Origin of the sequence: Sphingomonas sp., from assembly GCF_036388435.1 — a bacterium.
Taxonomy (GTDB): Bacteria; Pseudomonadota; Alphaproteobacteria; order Sphingomonadales; family Sphingomonadaceae; genus Sphingomonas.
This window is the reverse complement of the sequence record NZ_DASVRV010000003.1, coordinates 38,461-61,103: the sequence shown is the minus strand read 5'-3', so window position 1 is coordinate 61,103 and position 22,643 is coordinate 38,461. Positions and strand designations below refer to the sequence as shown.

Annotated in this window: 16 protein-coding genes; 3 read left to right on the top strand and 13 right to left on the bottom strand. The window is 68.4% G+C overall.

The window, feature by feature from the left end; translation table 11 throughout:
• Window positions 1-3 precede the first annotated feature (3 nt).
• Window positions 4-348 (top strand): hypothetical protein, encoded by a 345-nt coding sequence (locus tag VF592_RS01025; protein ID WP_331003734.1) that lies wholly within the window; start codon window positions 4-6, stop codon window positions 346-348.
• A gap of 53 nt (window positions 349-401) precedes the next feature.
• Here VF592_RS01025 and VF592_RS01020 read toward each other — a convergent pair whose 3' ends face one another.
• From VF592_RS01020 to VF592_RS01000, 5 genes are all read right to left on the bottom strand, one after another.
• Window positions 402-1,421: an arabinan endo-1,5-alpha-L-arabinosidase gene (locus VF592_RS01020; protein ID WP_414714118.1), complete on the bottom strand. Its 1,020-nt coding sequence runs from the start codon at window positions 1,419-1,421 to the stop codon at window positions 402-404.
• Window positions 1,421-2,977 carry an alpha-N-arabinofuranosidase gene (locus VF592_RS01015; RefSeq protein WP_331003829.1) on the bottom strand — a complete coding sequence of 519 codons (1,557 nt, stop codon included), beginning with the start codon at window positions 2,975-2,977 and terminating at the stop codon, window positions 1,421-1,423. The genes VF592_RS01020 and VF592_RS01015 overlap by 1 nt, the downstream gene beginning before the upstream one ends.
• A gap of 24 nt (window positions 2,978-3,001) precedes the next feature.
• A complete protein-coding gene (gene araD1 / locus VF592_RS01010) occupies window positions 3,002-3,994 on the bottom strand; it encodes an AraD1 family protein (RefSeq protein WP_331003733.1) in 993 nt (330 codons plus the stop codon).
• Between the two features lie 48 nt (window positions 3,995-4,042).
• Window positions 4,043-5,584 carry an aldehyde dehydrogenase (NADP(+)) gene (locus VF592_RS01005; protein WP_331003732.1) on the bottom strand — a complete coding sequence of 514 codons (1,542 nt, stop codon included), beginning with the start codon at window positions 5,582-5,584 and terminating at the stop codon, window positions 4,043-4,045.
• Window positions 5,585-5,661: 77 nt separating this feature from the next.
• Window positions 5,662-6,975 (bottom strand): sugar MFS transporter, encoded by a 1,314-nt coding sequence (locus VF592_RS01000; RefSeq protein ID WP_331003731.1) that lies wholly within the window; start codon window positions 6,973-6,975, stop codon window positions 5,662-5,664.
• A 145-nt stretch (window positions 6,976-7,120) separates the two neighbouring features.
• On the opposite strand from VF592_RS01000, the gene VF592_RS00995 reads away from it, so the two are divergent.
• Complete coding sequence (locus tag VF592_RS00995; RefSeq protein WP_331003730.1) at window positions 7,121-9,529, top strand: glycoside hydrolase family 127 protein; 2,409 nt, start codon at window positions 7,121-7,123, stop codon at window positions 9,527-9,529.
• Here the strand turns inward: VF592_RS00995 and VF592_RS00990 are convergent.
• From VF592_RS00990 to VF592_RS00980, 3 genes are all read right to left on the bottom strand, one after another.
• Window positions 9,526-10,389: an SMP-30/gluconolactonase/LRE family protein gene (locus VF592_RS00990; RefSeq protein ID WP_331003729.1), complete on the bottom strand. Its 864-nt coding sequence runs from the start codon at window positions 10,387-10,389 to the stop codon at window positions 9,526-9,528. The genes VF592_RS00995 and VF592_RS00990 overlap by 4 nt on opposite strands.
• A 3-nt stretch (window positions 10,390-10,392) precedes the next feature.
• Window positions 10,393-13,188 (bottom strand): TonB-dependent receptor, encoded by a 2,796-nt coding sequence (locus VF592_RS00985; protein ID WP_331003728.1) that lies wholly within the window; start codon window positions 13,186-13,188, stop codon window positions 10,393-10,395.
• A 151-nt stretch (window positions 13,189-13,339) separates the two neighbouring features.
• Window positions 13,340-14,335 carry a family 43 glycosylhydrolase gene (locus VF592_RS00980; RefSeq protein WP_331003727.1) on the bottom strand — a complete coding sequence of 332 codons (996 nt, stop codon included), beginning with the start codon at window positions 14,333-14,335 and terminating at the stop codon, window positions 13,340-13,342.
• 140 nt (window positions 14,336-14,475) lie between these two features.
• On the opposite strand from VF592_RS00980, the gene VF592_RS00975 reads away from it, so the two are divergent.
• The gene (locus VF592_RS00975; RefSeq protein ID WP_331003726.1) at window positions 14,476-15,213 is read left to right on the top strand and encodes a FadR/GntR family transcriptional regulator; all 738 of its coding nucleotides are present in this window, start codon (window positions 14,476-14,478) and stop codon (window positions 15,211-15,213) included.
• A gap of 35 nt (window positions 15,214-15,248) precedes the next feature.
• Here VF592_RS00975 and VF592_RS00970 read toward each other — a convergent pair whose 3' ends face one another.
• The 5 genes from VF592_RS00970 to VF592_RS00950 form a co-directional block, all read right to left on the bottom strand.
• Window positions 15,249-16,790 (bottom strand): serine hydrolase domain-containing protein, encoded by a 1,542-nt coding sequence (locus VF592_RS00970; protein ID WP_331003725.1) that lies wholly within the window; start codon window positions 16,788-16,790, stop codon window positions 15,249-15,251.
• 171 nt (window positions 16,791-16,961) lie between these two features.
• The gene (locus VF592_RS00965) at window positions 16,962-18,125 is read right to left on the bottom strand and encodes an endo-1,4-beta-xylanase (RefSeq protein ID WP_331003724.1); all 1,164 of its coding nucleotides are present in this window, start codon (window positions 18,123-18,125) and stop codon (window positions 16,962-16,964) included.
• 29 nt (window positions 18,126-18,154) lie between these two features.
• Entirely contained in the window at window positions 18,155-19,291 is a 1,137-nt protein-coding gene (locus VF592_RS00960) for an aldose epimerase family protein (RefSeq protein ID WP_331003723.1), read from the bottom strand.
• Between the two features lie 49 nt (window positions 19,292-19,340).
• Window positions 19,341-21,137, bottom strand: coding sequence for an IlvD/Edd family dehydratase (locus VF592_RS00955; protein WP_331003722.1), 1,797 nt, complete (start codon window positions 21,135-21,137; stop codon window positions 19,341-19,343).
• Window positions 21,138-21,314: 177 nt separating this feature from the next.
• Window positions 21,315-22,628: a glycoside hydrolase family 172 protein gene (locus tag VF592_RS00950; RefSeq protein WP_331003721.1), complete on the bottom strand. Its 1,314-nt coding sequence runs from the start codon at window positions 22,626-22,628 to the stop codon at window positions 21,315-21,317.
• Window positions 22,629-22,643: the final 15 nt, after the last annotated feature.

Here is a 22,643-nt window from a genome sequence, read left to right as displayed (position 1 = left end):
ACGATGAAGAACAATTATCCGCCCCGCCTGATACTCGCCGCCATGCTCGCGATCGGGGGACTCGGTGCCTGCTCGCGATCGGAGCCCGAACCTGAATTCGCTCCCGAGACCGAACGTGACTCGGGCGTGACCATGAATCTGCCCGGCGTGGAACCGTCCGCTCCCGCGACTCCGCTGCCCGCCGAGACGGACGGCAATGCCGCGGCCGAAGTTCCGCCCGAGACGGCCACCTTGCCCGACGAACAGATGCTCGACGACGCGTCCGCGACCGGCATGACGGCGCGCGCGTCGCGCGGCGAGGAGGCCGCGCCCGACGAAGCCCCGGTCGCCAACGCCGAAGCCGAGTGAGGTGAACCGATCGGCCGGTCAGCGCGCCGTCGCTGACCGGTCACGCGTCGGCGTCAGTAATCCGCCACGGGCCAGCCATCCGCGCCCCAGCTCACCGGCGCGACGCGCAACGTGGGGACGCCCCGGTTCTGCTTATCGTATGCGTGATAGACGACGTAATCCTTGCCTCCGTCGCGCAGGAAGCCGGGATGGCCGGGACCCCGGAAGCGCTGCTTTTCTTGCAGGTCGGCGCGCAGGAAGATGCTTCCGCCCCCGTTCATCAGCGTGCTGCCGTCCTTGCCGAGATACGGCCCGGTGATCGCCTTGGACCGGCCGACGACGGTGTAATAGGTGCTGTTCGCGCCCTTGCAGCAATAGTCGTACGAAACGAATTGGTAGTAATAGCCGCCGTGATCGACGATGAACGGCGCCTCGACCGGCGCCGGACCGCCGGCGGGCGCGGGACGGCGCGCGATCGCATGGGGCCGCGCCTTGAGGTCGGCGACCTTGCCTGTCCTGGGGTCGAGCGCGAACAGCTTGATCCCCGTCCAGAAGCTGCCCAGCGCCAGCCAATGCCGGCCGTCTCGGTCGCGCACGAAGTTGGGATCGATCGCGTTGAAGTCGTCGCGCTCGGTCGAGGCGACGACCAGCCCCTCGTCCCGCCACCCATAGCCGGGCGCCTTGGGATCGAGCGTCGGACTGGTGAACAGCCCGATCGCCGACCGGTTCGACCCGAAGGTCGACACCGAATAATATAACCGCCAGCGCCCGTTCACGAAGGAGATGTCGGGCGCCCACATGCCCTCCGACCCCGGCACCGCCTTGTTCGCCCAGCCGGGCAGGGTCACGGGCAACGGGCCCGCATCCTTCCAGGTCACCAGGTCCCTGGAGGTGCGGAGCCGGACGGGAGTGCCGGTGTGGAATACGTAGAAGGTGTCGCCCTCGCGCGCGATCACCGGGTCGTGGGTCGGGGTCAAATCGCCGGTCAGCCTGGCGTTGAGCGCGCCCTTTTCGGTCGTGGGCGGGGTGGACTGGGCAATCGCCGCGGTGGCGAGCGTCGCCGCGACCAGCGTCAGCACCGAACGGGTGATCATCAGCGCAGCTCCAGCATGACGACGGATTTGGCGGGCAGTGTCACGGTCAGCCGCCCGCCGGCGATGCTCGCGCCGGTGAACGCGGCCGGCGCAACCGCGGGCGCCGCGCCGAAATCGTTGCGGGCGTTGATCGCCGCCCCGGTCAGGACGCGGCCCGTCACCCCGGTCGCCATCGCGCCCGTCACCGTCGTCGACACGGTGACGGCGCGGTTAGGGTCGAGATTGGCGAGCCCGACATGGACCCGCCCGTCCTTGCCGCGCACCGCCGAGGCGCTTACGGCGGGCATCACCCAGCGGTCCTTATTGTACCAGGGCGACTTGATCTCCACCGGCAGGACGGTCCCGTCCATATAGGGCTTGTACATCTCGAACACGTGATAGGTCGGCGTCAGCACCATGCGCGGCCCGTCGGTCAGCACCATCGCCTGGAGCACGTTCACCATCTGCGCGATCGCGGTCATCTTCACCCGGTCGGCATGGCGCGCGAAGATGTTGAGGTTGACCGCGGCGACCAGCGCGTCGCGCAACGTATTGCCCTGGCGCAGGAAACCCGGATTGGTGCCCGGATCGCCCGCATACCAGGTGCCCCATTCGTCCACCGCCAGCCAGATGCGCTTCTGCGGGTCGTATTTGTCCATGACCGCGGTGTGGCGGGTGATCAGATCGTCCATGCGAAGTGTCTCGGACAGCGTCTCCGCCCAGCCCGCCTCGTCGAACTCGGTAGAGGGGGCGCGCGGCGGCCACCCGCCCGGCACCGTGTAGTAATGCAGCGACATGGCGTCGATCTGGCCGGCGGCTTCCCGGATCAGCGTCTCCGTCCATTTATAGTCGTCGACATTGGCACCGGCCGCGATCTTCAGGATGCGCGTGCCCGCCGGCGCCTTGATGAAGGTCGCGTAGCGACGCGTCAGGTCAGCGGCATATTCGGCACGCATGTTACCGCCACAGCCCCACAACTCGTTACCCACCCCGAAATAGGGAACCGCCCAGGGCTCCTTGCGTCCGTTGCGCGCACGCTCCTCGGCGAGCGTGCCGGCAGGCGCAGTCATATACTCGACCCACTCCGCCATCTCCTGCGGGGTGCCGTTCCCCACATTGCCCGCGACATAGGCCTCGGCGCCCAGCTGGCCGACCAAGTCGAAGAATTCGTGCGTGCCCACGATATTGGGCTCGGTGACGCCGCCCCAATGGGTGTTGATCTTGGTGGGACGCTTGGCGCGAGGGCCGATGCCCTCGCGCCAGTGATATTCGTCGGCGAAGCAACCGCCCGGCCAGCGGACCACTGGCACGGCCAGCCCCTTGAGCGCTGCGATCACGTCGTTGCGAAAGCCGCGCGTGTTGGGGATGCGCTTGTCGTTCCCGACCCACAGCCCGCCATAGATGCCGGTGCCCAGATGCTCGGCGAACTGGGTGAAGATGCGCCGGTCATAGGTCGGGCCCGGCCGATCGGCGCGGATCGCGATCTCGGCGGTCTGGGGGGCGGGACCGGTCTGCGCGCCTGCTCCGGTCGCGGCGGCCAGGAGGAGCGCGGCCGCGGCTTGAAGTGATTTGAGCATCATGGTTCCCCGGTCGGTCTCTGGTCAGAGCGTGTGGACGACGACCGCGTCCGTTTCGGCGCGCGCGAGCGGGTTGCGGAGCGGCAAGGTGAAGGGCGCGGCCTCGATCTCGAACACGTCGCCGGGCTCGGTCCGCACCCCGTCGGCGAAGGACAGGGTCGCGGTGCCGAAGAAATGGACATGGACGTCGCCGGGCCGGCGGAACTGCGGATATTTGAAGTGGTGCGCCTCCAGATTGGCGAGGCTGTGCGACATGTTCGCCTCCCCCGACAGAAAGGGTTTCTCCCACAAGGTCGCGCCGTCCCGCAGGATCCGGCTCGCGCCCTCGACATGCGCGGGGGGCGGCCCGACCAGCAGCTCGGGGCCGAGCGCGGCCTCGCGCAGCTTGGAATGGGCGAGCCACAGATAATTGTGCCGCTCGGTCACATGGTCGCTGAACTCGTTGGCGAGGCACAGGCCCAGCCGGAACGGCGTTCCGTCGGGGCCGATCAGGTACACGCCCGCCAGCTCGGGCTCCTCGCCGCCGTCCCGCGCGAAATGCGGCATCGTCAGCGGGGCGCCCGGCGCGACCAGCCCGGTGCCGTCGCCCTTGTAGAACCATTCGGGCTGCTGCCCCGTCGCGCCGGGCGCGGGCTTGCCGCCCTCGACCCCCTCCAGGAACATGCGCATCGAATCGGTCTGGGTCGCCGCGGCCGCCGCGTCGCGGTGCATCTTGTCGCGCCCCTCCGCCGATCCGAGATGCGTCAGCCCGGTGCCCGTCATGATCAGATGCGCAGGGTCGTCATGGTCGATCGGCGAGAGCAGGCGACCGGCGGCGAGCTCGGCCGCGAGGTCGACCGCCGCGCCGCGCCCGCACGCCGCGACCACCCCGGCCAGGTCGGTGCCGCCCGCGATCGCGCGCATGGCGAGCTCGCGGACGCTCTCGATGGCCATGACGAAAGCGGCCCCATGCTCGTCGGCGGCGATCACCGATCGCGCTCCATGGTCATCGCGGTGCTGCAGCAGGCGCAGGGTCAATCCGTTTCTCCCAAATCCCGACGCCGCTCCGGCGGTCGTCGCATCAACTCAATGCGTGACGATCGCCCCGTCGAGCAGCACCGGCGCGTCGCCCGCGCCGCCGTCGCGCAGAACGGGCGGCAACAGCTCGGCGGGCAGGTTCTGGTACGACACGGGCCGCAGGAACCGATCGATCGCGAGGCTCCCGACCGAGGTGGTGCGCCCGTCCGACGTCGCCGGATAGGGACCGCCATGGACCATGGCATGGGCGACCTCGACCCCCGTCGGCCAGCCGTTTGCCAGAATGCGGCCCGCCTTGCGCTCGAGCAGCGGCACCAGCCGCGCGGCGAGCGCGGTGTCGCCCGCGTCCATCTGGATCGTCGCGGTCAGCTGCCCCTCGGCGGCGAGCAGCACGGCGCGCATCTCCGCCTCGTCGCGGCAGCGGACCAACAGCGACGCCGCCCCGAAGATCTCGTGCCCGAGCGCGCGGTCGGCGAGGAAACGCCCGGCGGTGGTCGCGAACAGCGCCGCCTGGCCCTGCGCCACGCCCTCGCCCGCGCAGCCCCGCGCGATCGGCTCGACGTCCTGGTGCGCGTCGAGCGCCGCCACGCCCTGCTCATAGGCCGCGTGGATGCCGCCGGTCAGCATGGTCGCGGGCGCCGCGGCGCGCATCGCCGTACTCGCCGCCTCGACGAACGCGTCCAGCCCCTCGCCTTCGATCGCGAGCACCAGTCCGGGGTTGGTGCAGAACTGCCCCGCCCCCATGGTCAGCGACCCGACGAACGCGGTGCCGAGCGCGGCGCCGCGCGCGGCGAGCGCTTCGGGCAGGAGCAGCACGGGGTTGATGCTCGACATCTCGGCATAGACGGGCACGGGCACCTCGCGCGCCTGGGCCAGCCGAACCAGCGCCAGCCCGCCCGCCCGCGACCCGGTGAAGCCGACCGCCGCGATGCGCGGGTCCCGGACCAGGGCGGAGCCGAGCTCGTTGCCCGGGCCGACCAGGTGACCGAACACCCCCTCGGGCATCCCGCACGCCGACACGGCCGCGCGGATCGCGCCCGCGACCAGCGCGCCGGTCGCGGGATGGGCGGGATGACCCTTGACCACCACCGGGCACCCCGCCGCGAGCGCGGACGCGGTGTCGCCCCCCGCCGTCGAGAAGGCGAGCGGGAAGTTGGACGCGCCGAACACCGCGACCGGTCCCAGCGGAACGGTGCGCAGCCGGAGGTCGGGGCGCGGCAGTGGCGCGCGGTCGGGCTGGGCCGGGTCGACCCGCAACCCCATCCAGCCGCCCCGGCGCACGACGCCCGCGAACAGCTTGAGCTGGCCCACGGTGCGCCCGCGCTCGCCCTCGATCCGCGCGCGCGGCAGCCCGCTCTCGCGGCAGGCGGTCGCGATCAGATCGTCCCCGATCGCGACGATCTCCTCGCCTATACGCTCCAGAAAGGCCGCGCGCGCCTCGTTGTCCGTCGCGCGGTACGCGTCGAACGCAGCCGCAGCGGCAAAGCAAGCCGCCTCCACATCAGCGGCCCCGTGCGTCGCGAAAGGCCCACCGACCGCCTCGCCCGTGGCGGCGGTGATCGAGCGGAAGGTCGCCATGTCGTCGGTCATCGTGATTGCTCCTATTAGTCCGACATATTCAGACTAGGCCCATAGAGCAACATCGATCGCGCCCGGCCGGCGGCGGCTCAGCCGACGACCTCCGGATCGGGCAGCGCGTGGGTCGGACGCGATCCCCATACCGCGTAGAACAGGATATACACTTCGCAAGCCGCGGTGAGCAGAAACGACCATTGCAGGCCGTAGCGGTCGGCGAGCCAGCCCTGCGCCACGACCAACGCGCCGCCCGCGATCGCCATGATCAGCAGCCCGGACCCTTCCTCCGTCAAGGGTCCCAGGCCGCGAATGCCCAGGGTGAAGATGGTCGGGAACATGATCGAGTGGAACAGCCCCACGAGGATCAGCGACCACATGGCGAGCGGCCCGCTGGCGAAGGTCGTCACCATCATCACGACGAACGCCCCGATCGAGAACCAGGCCAGCACCTTCTCCGGCGCGATCCGCTGCATCACGAACGCGCCCGCGAAGCGGCCGATCATCATTCCCGCCCACAGGAAGGTCAGGTAATGGCCCGCCGCTTCGGGCGTCAGATCGGCGATGTCGGGCTGGGTGACGAAGTTGACGAACAAATTGGCGACGCCGATCTCCGCGATCAGGTAGATGAAGATCGCCGGAATGCCGAACACGAGGTTGCGATGGTTCCAAAGCGACAGCCGCTTGCGGTCCTCGCGCGCCAGCCGGTTGGTGGCCGATCCCATGGCGGGCAGCGGGAAACGCGCGATGATCACGGCCAGCACGACGAGCACGATCGCGACCAATACATAAGGCAGCACCACAGACTGCGCGTCCGCCAGCCGCTCGGCCGGGGTCAGCACCGTTCCCGCCTTGGAGGTGCCGCCGACCGACCGGCCGAGGATCAGATAGGCCCCGAAGGCAGGTGCCAGCATCGTGCCGAGCGAGTTGAAAGCCTGAACGAGGTTGAGCCGCGCCGATGATGTCTCGGGCGGACCGACCACGGCGACATAGGGGTTGGCCGCGACCTGGAGCAGCGTGATGCCGCTGGCGATCACGAACAAGGCGACCAGCGTGACGACGTAGGAGGGGAGGCGCGCGGCGGGCACCATCATCACCGCGCCGACCGCCATGACCGTCAGCCCCACCACCAGCGACCGCTGATAGCCGATCCGCTCGATCAGCTTGGCCGAGGGGATGGACGCGAAGAAATAGGCGATGAACCAGACCGACTCGATCAGGGTCGTCTGGGTGTAGTTCAGCTCGAACACGCTGCGCAGATGCGGCAGCAGCGTGTTGTTGATGACGGTGATGAAACCCCACATGAAGAACAGGCTGGCGAGCAGCGTGAGCGCGGGGCGATAACTGCCCGCGACCGAGGCCGAACTGTCGCCAACAGTGGGGGCCGCCGTTCGGATCGGGGTCGCCATATAGTCCATCTCCCTTGCCGGGCACCGCTTCGTCGCGGCCGATGCGTATCGGACCGCCGGGCTTGCCCTTGCCTGATTTGTCAGACTACGTAGCCCGATATCGCGCGTCAACGGCGTCGCGACGCGCACGGGTCGAGAGGTCGAGATGATGGCCGGGAACATGGCCGGGAACATGGCCGGGAACATGGGGCGCCGCACGTTCCTCGCCTCGGCGAGCACGCTGCTGTTCGCGAGCCCCGGCCTCGCCTTCGCGCCGGCACCGGGCGCGCGGATCAGGACCAGCCCCGCGCCGCTCTCCGCGGTCCGCCTGAAACCTTCCTTCTATGCCGACGCGGTGGAGACCAATCGCCGCGCGCTCCTCGCGCTCGATCCCGACCGGTTGCTGCACAATTTCCACCTGAGCGCCGGATTACCGGTGAAGGGCAAGATCTACGGCGGTTGGGAAGCGCGGGGCATCGCGGGTCACACGCTCGGTCATTTCCTGTCCGCCTGCGCGCTCATGTGGGCGCAGACGGGCGACGCGGGTGTTCGCGAACGGCTGGCCTATACCGTCGCGGAACTGGCGCGCATCCAGCGCGCGCAGGGCGACGGCTATGTGGGTGGCACCACCGTCGAGCGCGACGGCAGGCCCGTCGACGGCAAGATCGTCTTCGAGGAACTGAGGCGCGGCGAGGTCCGCAGCGGGGGCTTCGACGTCAATGGCGGCTGGGTGCCGCTCTATGTCTGGCACAAGGTCCATGCGGGGCTGATCGACGCGTACCGACTGGCCGACATACCCGACGCGCTGCCCGTGATGCTCCCGATGGCCGGCTATCTGGCCGACATCGTCGAGGGGCTGGACGACGCGAAGCTGCAGCTGCTGCTCGCCGCCGAGCATGGCGGGCTGAACGACAGCTATGCCGAGACCCATGCGCTGACCGGCGACCCGCGCTGGCTGCGCGTGGCGGAGCGTATCCGCCACCGCCGCGTGCTCGACCCGCTGTCGCAGGGGCGCGACATCCTGCCCGGGCTTCACGCCAACACGCAGATTCCGACGGTGATCGGGCTGGCCCGGCTTCACGAGCTGACGGGCGATCCGCGCCACGCGGCCGCCGCGCGCTTTTTCCACCGCACCGTGACGGAGCGGCACAGCTATGTGATCGGCGGCAATTCGGAGCGCGAGCATTTCGGCCGGCCGGGCCGTATCGCGGGCGCGATCAGCGAGCGGACCTGCGAGGCGTGCAACAGCTACAACATGCTCAAGCTCACCCGCCATCTCCATGGCTGGGAGCCCGACGGCGCGCTGTTCGACGATTATGAGCGCACCCATCTGAACCACATCATGGCGCACCAGCACCCGAAAACCGGGCGGTTCGTGTATTTCATGCCGCTGAGCTCGGGCGCGCGCCGGACCTATTCGACCGCCGAGGACAGTTTCTGGTGCTGCGTCGGGTCGGGGCTGGAAAGCCACAGCAAGCATGGCGATTCGATCTGGTGGGTCGGCGAGAATGGGGACGGGAATGAGGGCGGGGCGGACACGCTGCACGTCGCGCTGTTCATTCCGTCGACGCTCGACTGGCGCGGGCTCAGGCTCGACCTCGACACCGATTATCCGTTCGGCGACGAGGTGACGGTGACGGTCCGTGCGACCGGGGCCAGGAAACTGGCGATCGCCATGCGGCTGCCCGGCTGGTGCGACGCGCCGTCGCTGCGCGTCAACGGCCAGCCGGCGGCGTTCGAGCGGCGGCGCGGCTATGCGGTCGTGACGCGGCGCTGGCGCCCGGGGGACCGCATCGCGCTGACCCTGCCCATGACGGTGCGCGCGGAGCCGACGCCCGACGATCCCCGCCTGACCGCCTTCGTCCATGGGCCGGTGGTGCTCGCCGCTGATCTGGGGCCGGCGGATACCCGCTTCGCCGGACCGCCGCCCGCGCTGATCGCGGCGAACGCGACGGGCGCACTGACGCCGGTCGACGCCCGCGCGCACCTGTTCCGCATGGCCGATGCCGCGCCGGGGGCGCTGACGCTACGGCCTTTCTTCACCCAATATGACCGGCGCACCGCCGTCTACTTCCCGCTGTTCACGCCCGAGCGGTGGCGGACCGAGGAGGCCGCCTATCTGGCGGTCGCGGCCGAACAGGCGGCGCTCGCCGCGCGCACGATCGACGTGGTCGCGCTGGGCGAGCAGCAGCCCGAACAGGACCACCGCTTCGCCGCGAATCATTCGGACCTGTTCTCCTTCGCCGGGCGCAGCGCGCGCCAGCTACCTTGGGGCGAGGGGCATTGGCTGGAGGTCACGCTGGCGGTGCGCGAGGACGCGACCGCGCTGCGCGTACTTTATTGGGGCGAGGAGGTGGACAAGCGGTTCGACGTGATCGTCGAGGGCGTACGCGTCGCGACCGAGCGCCGCGCGACCGAACCGGAAAAGCGCTTCGTCGGAATCGACTATCCGCTTCCCCCTGCCCTGGTCGCGGGCAGGAAGTCGGTGCGGGTGCGGTTCGAGACCCGCGGCACCGACGCCTTCATCTATGAGGTGCGGACGCTGTCGGGCGAGCGGCCGGGCCGGGCGGTCTAGCCCGCGAACCGTCCCGGCGGCAGCCCGCGCACGCCGGCATCGACCTCGAACAGCGCCCCCGCTTCCGCCTCGCCCTCCAGCCCGGTCGCGGCCGAGGTGACGAACATGCGGTCGAGCGCCTCGCCCGCGAAGCAGATATTGGTGATCTGCGACGCCGGCAGCGCGATCGACCGGTCGAGCGCGCCGTCGGGGGTGAAGCGGCTGATGCGCCCCCCGCCCCAATGCGCGATCCACAACCCGCCCTCGGCGTCGACGGTCATGCCGTCGGGCTTGCCCCAGCCGGGCTGGAACTGGATGAACAGGCCACGGTCGCGTATCCCGTCCTCGTCAAGTGCGAAGCGGTACACGCGGCCGGGCACGGTGTCGGTGTGGTAGAGCCATTCGCCCCCGGGGCTGATCGCGGGGCCGTTGGCGACGGTATAGCCGGTGTCGACCCGCGCGACCCGGCGGTCGGGATCGAGCCGGTAGAGGCTGCCGCTCGGGCGATCGGCGGTGATCGGCATCGTGCCCGCCCAGATCCGCCCCCGGCGGTCCGCCTTGGCGTCGTTCAGGCGGTTGTCGGGCAGGTCGGGCTCGGGATCGGCGATCGGCACGACCCGCACGGGGTCGAGCGTCAGCTCGGCGAACCCGCTCCGGAAGCCGGCGACGAAGCCGGGTGCGTCGCGGCGCTCGATCACCCAGCCGATCATCTCGGGCATCGGCCACCGCGTCACCCGCCCGTCGGCGAGCGACAGCCGGTTGAGCGCGGGCGCGAGGATGTCGGTCCAATAGATCGCCCCCTCGCGCGCCGACCAGAACAGCCCCTCGCCCAGCTGGTCGCGCTGGCCGCCGCGGGGAACGATGCGGACCTGCGCCGTCACCGGTCAGAACCGGAAGCGCACGCCCAGCGAGTAGACGCGCTCGATATATCTGGTCTGGAAACGATAGGTGTCACCGGCGCTGTTATAGACACGGTAGGTCTCGACCGGCTCGGCCAGGATGTTGAGCATGTCGAACGCCACCGTGATGTTATCGGTGGGATTCACCGACAGCGAAAGGTCCAACGTACCGATCGAGTCCTGAAAGAGCGGCGCCAGGAAATTCGCCTGGAGGTTCTGATACTCGACCACGAAGTCGGACCGCCAGTTATAGGCGAGCCGCGCCGAAATCGGGCCGCGCTCATAGATGCCGACCAAGTTATAGGCGTGCTTGGACACGAACGGCACCAGCTGCTGCCCGGGCAATTGCAGGGCCTGGGTGGGCGAAAGCTCCGTGCCGCCGTCGATATAGGTGTAATTCGCCTGCAGCCCGAAGCCCCGCGCCCATTCGGGCACGAAGTCGACGTCCAGGAACGAGGTGAACTGGGCCTCGATACCCTGAATGCGGCCTTCGCCGCCATTGACGGGCAAATTGCCCCTGACGTCGGGCGCGTTGGGGATGACCAGGGTCGTCGTGTCGCGGAAGATGAAGTTGCTCGTGTCACGGCGGAAACCCGACAGGGCTAAGAGGCCCGTCCGCGAGAAATAATATTCGAGCGAAACGTCGTAGTTCGTGGACTCCAGCGGCTGGAGATCGGCGTTGCCCCCACCATAATCCACAAAGCAGTTCTGCGCATCGACGTTGGTGCTGCAGATGGCGGGCGGCGTTCCCAGGAAACCACCGGGGTTCAACTGGTCGAAATTGGGCCGGGTGCGAGTCTCGGTATAAGCGAGGCGAAGCTGAAGCTGATCGGTGAGCGCGAAGCGGATGCTCGCATTCGGCAGGTAATCCCAATATTTGTTCGTGCGGACGATCGGCGACGTGACTTCCCCTCCGGTACCCGGATTCTGTCGCGAGGTTCCGTTCAGCGTGGTCTCGGTATGGACCGCGCGGAGACCGATCGTGCCGTCGACGGGGATGCCGATGTCGAAGCCGTACCGGACCTGCGCGTAGCCGGCATAGGCCTTCTCGTTCGCCGTGAACGTCTCGTCCGGGTTGAACGGCGTCGGCCCGGTCGGAAAGCCGGTGAGCGTGCGTAGCGTGTTGATGTTGCGGAACACGCTGCCGAATGTCGGCGCGGGAAACTGGGTTTCGGCCTGGAGGTCGTCGAAACGGAAACCGCGCGGATATTGCCTGATATCCACGGGCAGCTCGGCGATGCCGATACCGCGATCGAGGGTCGGGATATAACGCCCGCCATTGCTCCGCGTCGCATTGCGATCATTGTATCGCACGCCCAGGTCGATGCGCGACAGGAATTCAAAGCCCGTCTCGTACTGCGCGTCGATCCGCCCCTGGATGTCGTCGCCCGACGCCCGGAACGAGCGATCGAACAGGCCGCGCCACAGATAATTAGCGGGATCCGCCGCGTTGAAGTTCAGGAAGTCGAACGTGCCGCCGCCACGTCCCTGCTGCACATCAAAATTGACGTTGCGAACCGGCGAGCTCCTGAACGCATAGTCGATATTGGCCTGGTTCTCGGTAAAGGTGCTGTCGGTATAGGCAACGTCGCCACTGACCTTCAGAGAACCGCCCGTGTAGTTGAACCCGGCCGCGGCCTGATAGGTATCGGTCTTGGAGTCGCGGAACTCGTCATAACCGTCGGGATTCGCAGCGTTGGCGACCGTGAAGCTCTCGACCGAATTGCTGCCATCACGCAGCACGACGTTGCTGAACTGGCTGGCCCCGAATGTCGGCACGAACAGCCAATGATTGCTGTCTTTTCCCCGATAACCCTGAAACAGCCCTTCGGCATAGAATTCGAGATCCGGAGTCGGGCGCCACTGGATGGCGCCGTTGACCGAAGGACGCCAGCGATCGCCGCGGCTGTAGAAGACACCCTGCCCGTTCGGGCGTACGAAATCACCCGCACCAGGCGTTACGTTGGGGTCGGGCGTGATGAAGCGATCATTCTCGCGGGTCGCGTCGAGATACTGGATGTTGGTCATGGCGGCGTTCACGAGGATGCCGATCTCGCCGATGCCCGTGTCCCAGCGATTGCTGATGAGCAGGTTACCGTTCCAGGTCACGTCCTGGCTCTGCTCGAAATGCACGCCGTTGGCCGAACCGGACAGGTGAAAGCCCGTGAAGTCGAACGGGCGCCGCGAGCGGACATTGACCTGGCCGCCGATGCCGCTCTCGATCAGATTGGCGGTGCTGGACTTGAACACCTCCAGCGCGCCGACCGCGCCGGCGGGGAAATCCTGGATCGCGACATTGCGGGTCTCGGCGGTGAAAATCTCGCGACCGTTATAGGTGGTCGAAATGTCGGGCAGGCCGCGAATCTGGACCTGGGCCGCTTCGCCGGCCGCGCGGTTGACCTGAACGCCGGTCACGCGCGCCAGCGCCGCGGACGCCGTGATGTCGGGCAACTTGCCGATATCCTGGGCGACGATCGCGTCCACGAACTGCTCGGAATTACGCTTGATGTTCTGCGCCGATTCAAGGCTGCGGCGCAGGCCGGTGACGACGATATCGTCGCCGGTGACGGCCTCTTCCTCACCGGCCGCGACCGGGGTACCGGCCTGGGCCGCCGGCGTCTCCGCCGTTACGGCCGGGTCCGCAACCGGTATATCGCCGTCGACCGCACCCGCTGCCTGGGTGTCCGTCGGGGCCGTGGTAGTCTGTGCAAAGGCCGGCGTGGCGCTCAGGAGCAAGGCCACGACCGAGGTAGTGGCGCGGAGCTGCGTCTTGGCGTTCATGTCATCCCCCCTGCTGATCGGCGACGGGGTCGAACCCCCGCTCGCCATAATGGCGGGCGGTGTAGGGCCGCTCGGACGGCGGCGGCAAGCGAAGACGAATTATTTATCGCACAATTGCGGGAAGTGTAACCTTCCCGCAACGCTCCGCGCGTCAGCAGGACGGCGCGTCGATCGGTGCGGCGGGCGGGGCTGCGTTCGTCATGCGAATGGTACGAAGCCGACCATGCCGGTCATGGACCAGCGGCTGGATCGCCGTCACGCGCACGCCCCTGAACGGTCGCGTCGCGTCGGTCCGGTCCCAGCGATGATAGGCGATGAACCATTCGCCCGTGGTCGGATTGCGCGCGATCGAATGGTGGCCGGGACCCTTGCGGCTGCCGTCGCTGCTCAGGATGCGCCCGCGATAGGTCCAGGGCCCCTCGGGCGAGCGACCGGTCGCGTAATGCACCGAATAGCTCGGCCCGTCCCACCGACCATGGCTGTAGGACAGGTAATAGATGCCGTCGCGCCGGTGCACGAACGGCCCCTCGGTGAACAGCGGGGGCGTCGCCACGCGTATCTCGCGCGCGATCTCCGTCATGGTCGGCTTCAGTTCGAACACGCGCAGCGTCGCGCCCGCGCTGCCGCCGGCGTAGAGATAGGGCTTGGCCGTAGCCGGGTCGACGAACACCATCGGATCGATCGCCTCGAACCCCTGCCCGCCCGTCAGAAGCGGCCGTCCGGTGTCGCGAAACGGGCCGCCGGGGCGGTCGGACACCGCCACGCCGATACGGCTGGGCGTCGGATTCTGCGGTCCGACCGAATAATAAAGGTAGAAGCGCCCGTTCGCCCGGGCGAGCGCAGGCGCCCAGAGATAATGCTTGTCCGCGCCGTCATCGTCGATCCAGTCGATCGCGGCCATGTCGAGGAGCGGCGCCGAGCGCGTCCAACGGCGCAGGTCGGGGGAGGAATAGCCATAAAAGCGTATCGCCTGGAACCCGTCGGCCGGATCGGTCGCGTTGGTCGGGTACAGCCAGTACCGGTCGCACACGACCGCCAGATGCGGGTCGGCGCCGACGATCACCGGATTGCGCGGTTCGGGCTCGACCTGCGGCCGGGCGGCGAGCAACGGCAGGGCGGACAGGAGAAGCAGGGTGCGCGCGATCATGGACGGGTCCTCCGGGGCTCGCGCTAGCCCGACCGATCGACGCCGCGCAACCGCCCGCGCGCCAGGCGGCTTGCCGGACCGACGGCGCGTGGTACACGCCTTCCACGCGCCCCGACGCTTGACCATCTAATCGGAGGACCATGGGCGAGGAAGAATATCGGGCCGATCCCGACGGGGTGCGCACCCAGCTCGGGCGCAACCTGACTTACGGGCTGCTCGACAGCCTGGGCCGCGCGATCGTCCATGGCCGCTTCGACGGGCGGGGTTTCCTGACCGAGGGCGAGCTGTCGCGGCAGCACGGCGTCAGCCGCTCCGTCACGCGCGAGGCGGTTAAGATGTTGACCGCCAAGGGCCTGCTCAGCGCGCGACCGCGCCAGGGCACCGTCGTTCAGGCGCGGACCTCGTGGAACCTGTTCGACACCGATGTGCTGCGCTGGCTGCTGGAGCGGAAATTCTCGCTCGAGTTGCTCCAGCATTTCAACGAATTGCGCATCGCCATCGAACCCGAGGCCGCGGCGCTCGCCGCGCGCCATGCCGATGCGGGCGATCTCGCCGATATCGGGGGCGGGCTGGAGCGGATGACCGCCGCCGACCAGGGGCAGGACGACATATTGGAGGCCGATATCGACTTCCACGTCGCCATCCTGCGCGCGTCGCGCAACCCCTTCTATGTCCAGTTCCGCGACGTGGTGACGACGGCGCTGCGCACCTCGATCCGCTTCACCAACCGGCTGATCGGCCATTCCGCGAGCATCGCCGACCACAAGGCGGTCCTCGACGCCATCGCCGCCCGCGACCCCGACGCCGCGCGCCGGGCGATGCGCAAGATCATCGGCGACGTGCTGGTCCTGATGGAACGCGCGGAGGCGATAGGCTAGCCGAGCAGGCTCGACGACCGGGCTGGATCGTCGGATCAGCTCGGCGGTGGCGGTGCGACCGTCAGTCGAAGCTGCTGGATCGTGATCGGCGTGGTCGGCGCGAGCAGGAGATAGCCGTCGACCATGCCGCGGTCGCATAGCCAGCGGAAATTCGCCGACAGCGCCCCGCGGGCGTAGATCGGCCTGTCACGCTCGCACGCGCCGACCCGGCCCTTGATCGCCGCGAGCTCGCGGCGCCAGTTCGCGGCCGAGCGGTCCAGGAGGAAGTTGCCCGCGAGCTTTTCCCGGAACGCCAGCGCGTCGCCGTCCCGGTATATGGCGCGGGCGGCGGCATAGGCCTCGTTCAACGCGGCGCTCACCGGCAGCGCCCGCTCGTGAAGCAGCCCCGCCTCGTTCAGCATCGACGCCGCGCGCCACAGCGCGTCGCTACCACCAGCATAGGTGCGGTTGCTGAACACGAACAGACCCACGCCATGGTCGGGCAGCAGCAGCACGCCCGACCCATAGCCCGGATAGCCCCCACCGTGATTGAGCGCGGTGCCCAGTTCGCAGTCGGTGAACACGCGCATGCCCATCCCATAGGCCACGGCTTGCGGGCACGGCCGCCCGTCGAGGATGCGTTCTTGCCGTCCGGCGAAGTTCGAGCCCTGAGTCAGCTCGCGCACGGTCGCCCGCTTGACGGGGCCGACGTCCGCCCCGTCGCGCGACGGCCAGGCGGAGAGTAGCCAGGCGACATAGCGGGCATAATCGTTCGCGCTGACCTGGAGCCCGCCCATCGCCCCGAACGCGCCGTGGCGCATGGTCGGCTCTTCCGTCCAGGCGTCGTTCTCCCAACGATAACCGATCGCGCGCCGCTCGATCGGCCATTCGGTCACTTCGAACCCGCTCGACCGCATATCCAGGGGCCGGAGCAGCGTGCGCTCGACATAGGTGCGATAGGGCTGACCGGAAACATTGGCGACGACGCGGCCGAGCAGCGCATAGCCGAAATTGCTATATTCCATCTGCAGCCCCGGCGCGCGCGTGAACGGCACGCCGGTGCGGAGCAGCGTCGTGAACGCGGCCTCGGGCATCGGGGTCTGCCGGTCACCCCAGGGGTCGTCGGTGACGAAACCGGCACTGTGGTTGAGGAGATCGCGTACGCGGATCCGCGGCGAATCGCTCGTCGGATAGCGCCAGTCCTTCAGCTCGGGGACATAGGCGTCGACCGGCATGTCGAGCGAGAGCCGGCCCCGATCGCGCAGCGACAATATCGCGAGCGCGGTGAACGCCTTGGTCATCGAGGCGATGCGGAACAGGCTGTCGGGCGTGACCGGCCGCCGCGCCTTTACATCCTGGACGCCGAACGCGCGCACATGCACCAGCCGCCCGTCGGCCACGATCCCGTATACGAGGCCGGGAATGTGGTTCTCGCGCTGGAACTCCGCAAAGATCGGATCGAGCCGTTCATAGGTCGTGGAGGCCAGCGTCGGCGGCATCTGCTGCGCGGCGGCACGGACGGGCCATACTGCAAGGCTCGACAGCGCCAGAGCGGCGAAACCGGCAAGCGCGCGGCGATGTGCGGCTTTGATGAGCATCAAGGGCTCCCAGGCGAGCAGGTGGACGTGCCGCGGACAATGCTCGCCGGTATACGGCGCCCGGAGTCCGCACTTTCCAGGGCCGCCTGGATCGCCGGCATTCAGGAGATGGGCGTCAACGGTAGCGCGGCGACCGAACGCCGCGCCGCACCGCCTAAGCGCCGCTCCGGCTCACCGCCGCGCCGCCACGGCCAGCGTCGGCGCCGGGGGCACGACCCCCTTGGGGGCGGCGCTCAGGCGGCGGATGAGGTCGGTTTCGGCGGTGCGGTAGGGGGTTCCGTCGGCGCGGAAGACCTCGTGGAACCAGATGGTCGGCTCCTTGAGGGTATAGGGCTTTTCCCAGCTGTCCCAGGGCATCCGGGTCTGCGACTTACCGTCGACGAACCCCCAGTTGATCATCGCGATGTTCAGCCGCTTGCCGATCGGGAGCGATCCGTCGAAGGTCGATCCGTTGCCGCGCGCCATATATTCGGTGCACAGGACGGGCCGGCCATAGCTGAGCATCTGGAGCGCGCGGCGCTCGAACTGTTCGGGCCAGTTGTAATCGTGGAACGACATCACGTCGGAGCGCGCGACCTGAATGCGCTCCACGGCGTCGAGGCTGGCCTGCTTGTCCCAGGTCTCGCCGATCCATAGGCCGCTGGTCAGAGGCTGGATCGGGTCGACGCCCTGCGCCGCGTCGAACATGCGGCCGAGCAGCGCCGCGACCAGACGCTTCTTGTCGGGGGTCGGCTTGTAGTTGCCGCCGCCCTCGTTGTTGGGCTCGTTCCACACGTCCCAGGCGATGATCCGCCGGTCGTTGCGGAAATGGCCGACCACGTCCTTCACATACGCCTCCAGCTTGGCGTATCCGCTGCGATCGGCGAGGCGTGCGGCACCGGGCGCCTGCACCCAGCCCGAATTATGGACGCCTGGGATGGGCGGGCGCTGAGGGCCGGCGACCGGGTTCGGGTCCCAGCAGCTGTCGAACAGCACGAACATCGGGCGGATATTGTGTTTTGCCGCGATCGTCAGGAACTGATCCATCCGACGCTTGAGGCCTTCGGCGTCATTCTCCCACAGCATGTTGTGGAGGTAGACGCGCATGGTGTTCATGCCGATCGACCGCGCCAGCGCCAGCTCGCGGTCGATGGTCACCGGATCGAAGCTGTCCGCCTGCCACATCTCGAACTGGTTGATCGCGGTGGCGGGGTTGTAGTTGGCACCGACAAGCCAGGGCTGGCGCTCGTACCAGCCATTGGCGGACGCCTTGGACCATTGCTCGCGCGCCTGCGCCGGCGCGGCGACGATCGTCAGCGCGGAGGCGGCGAAAAGGATGGACAGCTTGAACGTCATGCGCTCGGGCTCCTGAAGGTCGGGTCGGCTCAGCCGCCGGTCGAGAAACGATAGACCATGATGTTGCGATAGGTCTGGCCCGGATCCAGCCGCGCGGAGGGGAAGCCCTTCTGGTTGGGCGTGTCGGGAAAGAGCTGCGGCTCCATCACGATCGCGTCGCCCATGCGGTGGATGCGCCCGTTCTTGCCGATGCTCGTCGCGTCGAAGAAATTGCCCGAATAGAATTGCAGCCCGGGCTGATTGGAATGCAGCTCATAGGCGCGGCCCGAGACGGGATCGGCGACGCGGGCCATCAGGTGCAGGCCGGGGGTCACCTCGCGGCCGATGATCCAATTATGGTCGTATCCGCGGCCGAATTCGATCTGCCGGTCGGACGCGTCGCGCACGCGCGCGCCGATCGCGGTGGGCCGGCGGAAATCGAACACCGTGCCCGCGACCGACCGGCGCTCGCCCGTCGGGATCGCGCCCACATCGGTGGGGAGGAAGGTGTCGGCGGGAATAGTCACGACATGCCCCATGGCGCCCGCCTCGGCGCCTTCGCCGGCCAGGTTCCAATAAGCGTGGTTGGTGATGTTGGCGATGGTCGGCTTGGTCGTGGTCGCGCGATATTCGATGGTGAGCTGGTTCCGCTCGTCCAGGCTGTAGGTCGCGTCCACCGTCATCTGGCCGGGATAGCCCTGGTCGCCGTCCGGGCTGACATAGCGCATCGTGACCGAAGCGGTCGGCCCCGACTTCACCTCGCGGACCTCCCACAACACCTTGTCGAAACCCTGAGTGCCGCCGTGGAGCGCGTTCTCGCCATTGTTGATCGGCGTCTGGTAGCTGCGCCCGTCGAGCGTGAACCGCCCCTTGGCGAGGCGGTTGGCGAAGCGGCCGACCGTCGAGCCGAAGAATTGCGGCTTGGCGACATATTCGCCGATCGTCCGGTGGCCGATCGCGATATCGGCGGTCTTGCCGCTCCGGTCGGGGAGCATGACCGACTGGATCGCCGCGCCGTACGCGATCAGCGTCGCCGACATGCCGCGACCGTTGGACAGGGTCACCGACGCCACGTCGCGCCCGTCGGGCAGCCGGCCGAAGCTCCCCTTCTTGGCGGTCGCCGCCATCACCGGAGTCGCGATCATCGCCCCCACTCCCATCAGCAGTCCCAGGAACCTGCGCGCCATTCCATTCTCTCCCAAATCGTTCGGCCGGGCGTGATCCGCCCGTGCCGCATCAATGACTGTCGCGCGGTAGCCCCTTGGTCTGGGCGATGCGCTGATATTTGACCGCGTTCTCGAGCACGGCGCCCGTCTCGAACTGGCCGACCAGCGATCGCTGGATCTCCTGCCACGGCGTCTGCGACGCGGGCGACCGGTAGCCTCCCGCCTCGCTGAGCGCGGCGCGGCGACGCGCGATCTCGGCATCGTCGACGAGCAGGTCGACCCGGCGCGTATTCAGGTCGATCCGCACCCGGTCGCCCGTCACCAGCAGCGCCAGGCCGCCATCGACCGCCGCCTCGGGCGAGGCGTTGAGGATGGAGGGCGACCCGCTGGTCCCCGACTGGCGTCCGTCGCCGATGCAGGGCAGCGCATGGACGCCCGCCTGGATCAGCGCGGCGGGCGGGCGCATGTTGACCACCTCCGCGCCGCCCGGATAGCCGATCGGCCCGGCCCCGCGGATCACCAGGATGGTGCGCTCGTCGATGCCCAGTTCCGGGCTGTCGATGCGGTGATGATAGTCCTCCGGGCCGTCGAACACGACGACCTTGCCCTCGAACGCGTCGGGGCTGGCCGGATCGGACAGATAACGCGCGCGGAATTCGGGGGAGACGACGCTCAGCTTCATCACCGCCGCGTCGAACAGATTGCCGCGCAGCACGGTGAGCCCCGCCCCCGTCTTGAGCGGCCGGTCGAAGGGCAGGATCACGTCCTCGTCCAGGCTGTGCTTGCCCGTGTAGTTCTCGGCGACGGTCAGCCCGTTGGCGGTCAGCGCGTCGCCGAAGATCAGCCCCTGGTCGATCAGCGCGCCCATCACGGCGGGAACGCCGCCCGCGCGGTAGTAATCCTCGCCCAGATACTTGCCCGCGGGCTGCAGATTGACGAGCAGCGGCACGTCGGCGCCGTGCCCTTCCCAATCCTCCAGCGTCAGTTCGACGCCGACGTGCCGCGCCATGGCGTTCAGGTGGATGGGCGCGTTGGTCGATCCGCCGATCGCGGAGTTGACGCGCACCGCGTTCAGGAACGCCTCGCGCGTCAGGATGTCGGAGGGCTTGCGGTCGGCGCGCACCATCTCGACGATGCGGCGTCCCGTCTCCCAAGCATTCTGTTGACGGTCGCGGTACGGCGCGGGGATGGCCGCCGAACCGGGCAGCGACATGCCCAGCGCCTCGGCAAGCGAGTTCATCGTCGTCGCGGTGCCCATGGTGTTGCAATAGCCGGTGGACGGCGACGAGGTCGCGACCAGGTCGATGAAGCCCTTGTAATCGATCTCGCCCGCCGCGAGCAGCTCGCGCGCCTTCCAGACGATGGTGCCCGACCCGGTACGCTCGCCCTTGTGCCAGCCGTTGAGCATCGGCCCGACCGACAGCGCGATCGCCGGGATATTGACCGTCGCGGCCGCCATCAGCGCCGAGGGGGTCGTCTTGTCGCAGCCGATCGTCAGCACCACCCCGTCGAGCGGATAGCCGAACAGCACTTCGACCAGCCCCAGATAGGCGAGATTGCGGTCGAGGCCGGCGGTGGGACGCTTGCCCGTTTCCTGAAGGGGATGCGTCGGAAACTCGATCGGGACCCCGCCCGCTTCGATGATGCCCGCCTTGACGCGTTCGGACAGGACCAGGTGATGGCGGTTGCACGGCACCAGATCGCTGCCCGACTGGGCGATGCCGATGATCGGGCGATCGCCCTGCAGCTCCTCCAGCGACAAGCCGAAGTTGAGATAGCGCTCGAGATAAAGCGCCGTCATGTCGGTGTTGTGCGGGTTGTTGAACCATGCCCGCGAACGCAGGCCGCTCGGCGTTTCGCCGCTCATGCGTGACGCCCCGGACGCGTCGCGTCGCACCGAAGTTTCGCCGACATATCGCTCCCCTGCCGGTGATCCCGGCCGTCATTCTCGAACATGGGGCAACGATAGCAGCCACCCTCGTCGAGACAAAGCCTATATATCACATAAAAGGCGCGCGAGGGAGGAGACGACCGGCCGGCAGGGTCAAGGTGCAGGCGGCGTATAGGCCTGAACCGCCGTCGGCGCCCCGGTAGGCGCGGGTTTGCGGAGGCCGGCCAGCCGTTGCGCGACGGGCGCGATGCGCGGCAGGCCGTTCTCCGGCCGGTCGAGGTAGAAATAGGCGACGGACGCCACATCGTCGCTTCGGTAGAAGTTGGTCCAGCCCTCGGGCAGGCCGGGGGTGGTCAGCGGCACCGGCGCCGCGCCGTCGAGCAATCGCCGGAAGTCGACGCGCGAGCCCGGATCGATCGTGACCGGCAGCATCGGCGCCCCCTGACGCTGCAGGCGCATCACTTCCCCTTTGGGCCAGCCGCCGATCTGTTGCAGTTCGACCTTCACGTCACGGTCGAAGAAGATCGGGTCCGGGACGTGGAATCGGTAGAAGGTCCAGCGCCCTGCGGCTTCGTCGGATACGGGGGCGCCCTGATAGCGATTGATAAAGGCGCCCTGCCCCCAGGCCGTCCCGATATAGTCCTCCGCGCCCGTGCCGATGAGCGAGGAGGTATCGCCATCCCCGTCGAGCGCGATCTTCACCTCGCCCTCGCCCCACCAGCTCTTCTCGTAGACGGGGTTGGTCAGCACGGTGAAACTCGCGCCGACGAAGCGCCCACGCCCGCTCAGACGCGGCAGCACGTCGTGCGCATCGCCGATCCTGGTCGCCCGGTCGCGGGTCCACCAGGCGTGGAAATACATCGCGTCGGCGGGCTGAACCGCCACCCGGCGGTGGTTGATGTCGAAGAACAGGAGGTTGAGCTGCTTGTCCGACTCGTTGCGCATCACGACCCGCGCGCCGCGCCGGAACGGCATGGGGATGTATGATATGAAGGAGCGGCCCTCGGCGCTCGACAGCAGGTCGGTCTCCATCGGCCTCATCTCGCCCGCGCCGTGGAGGAAGAAGTCGCCGAGCGGGACCGACACGGCGGGGGTGGCGGCCCCATCCCAGTAAATGTCGAGGACCAAGGCGCGCAGCCGTTCGGGGGAACGGTCGTCGATCGTCATCCACATCCGGTCGATGATGCCCGCATCCCTGATGTCGGCGAGGACATGGCTCGCGCCGGCGGCGATCGTTTCAAAGGCATGGCCCTTGCCGCCGCGGTTCTCGCGCCCGCCCGCGCCCTTGGCGCCGGTCGGGTTTTCCGGGCTGGTCCAGGCGGGACGGCCCGACGGGTCGAAGCGGTGCAGCGATCCGCGCTCGGTCGACTGCGCCGATGCCGTTCCGGGGCCGGCGACCAGCCCGACCGCCAGTATAGCGGCCGTGAGCCAAGCGCGTTCATGCATGACCCCGGCGACGACGCCCATTCCGACCTCCCTGAT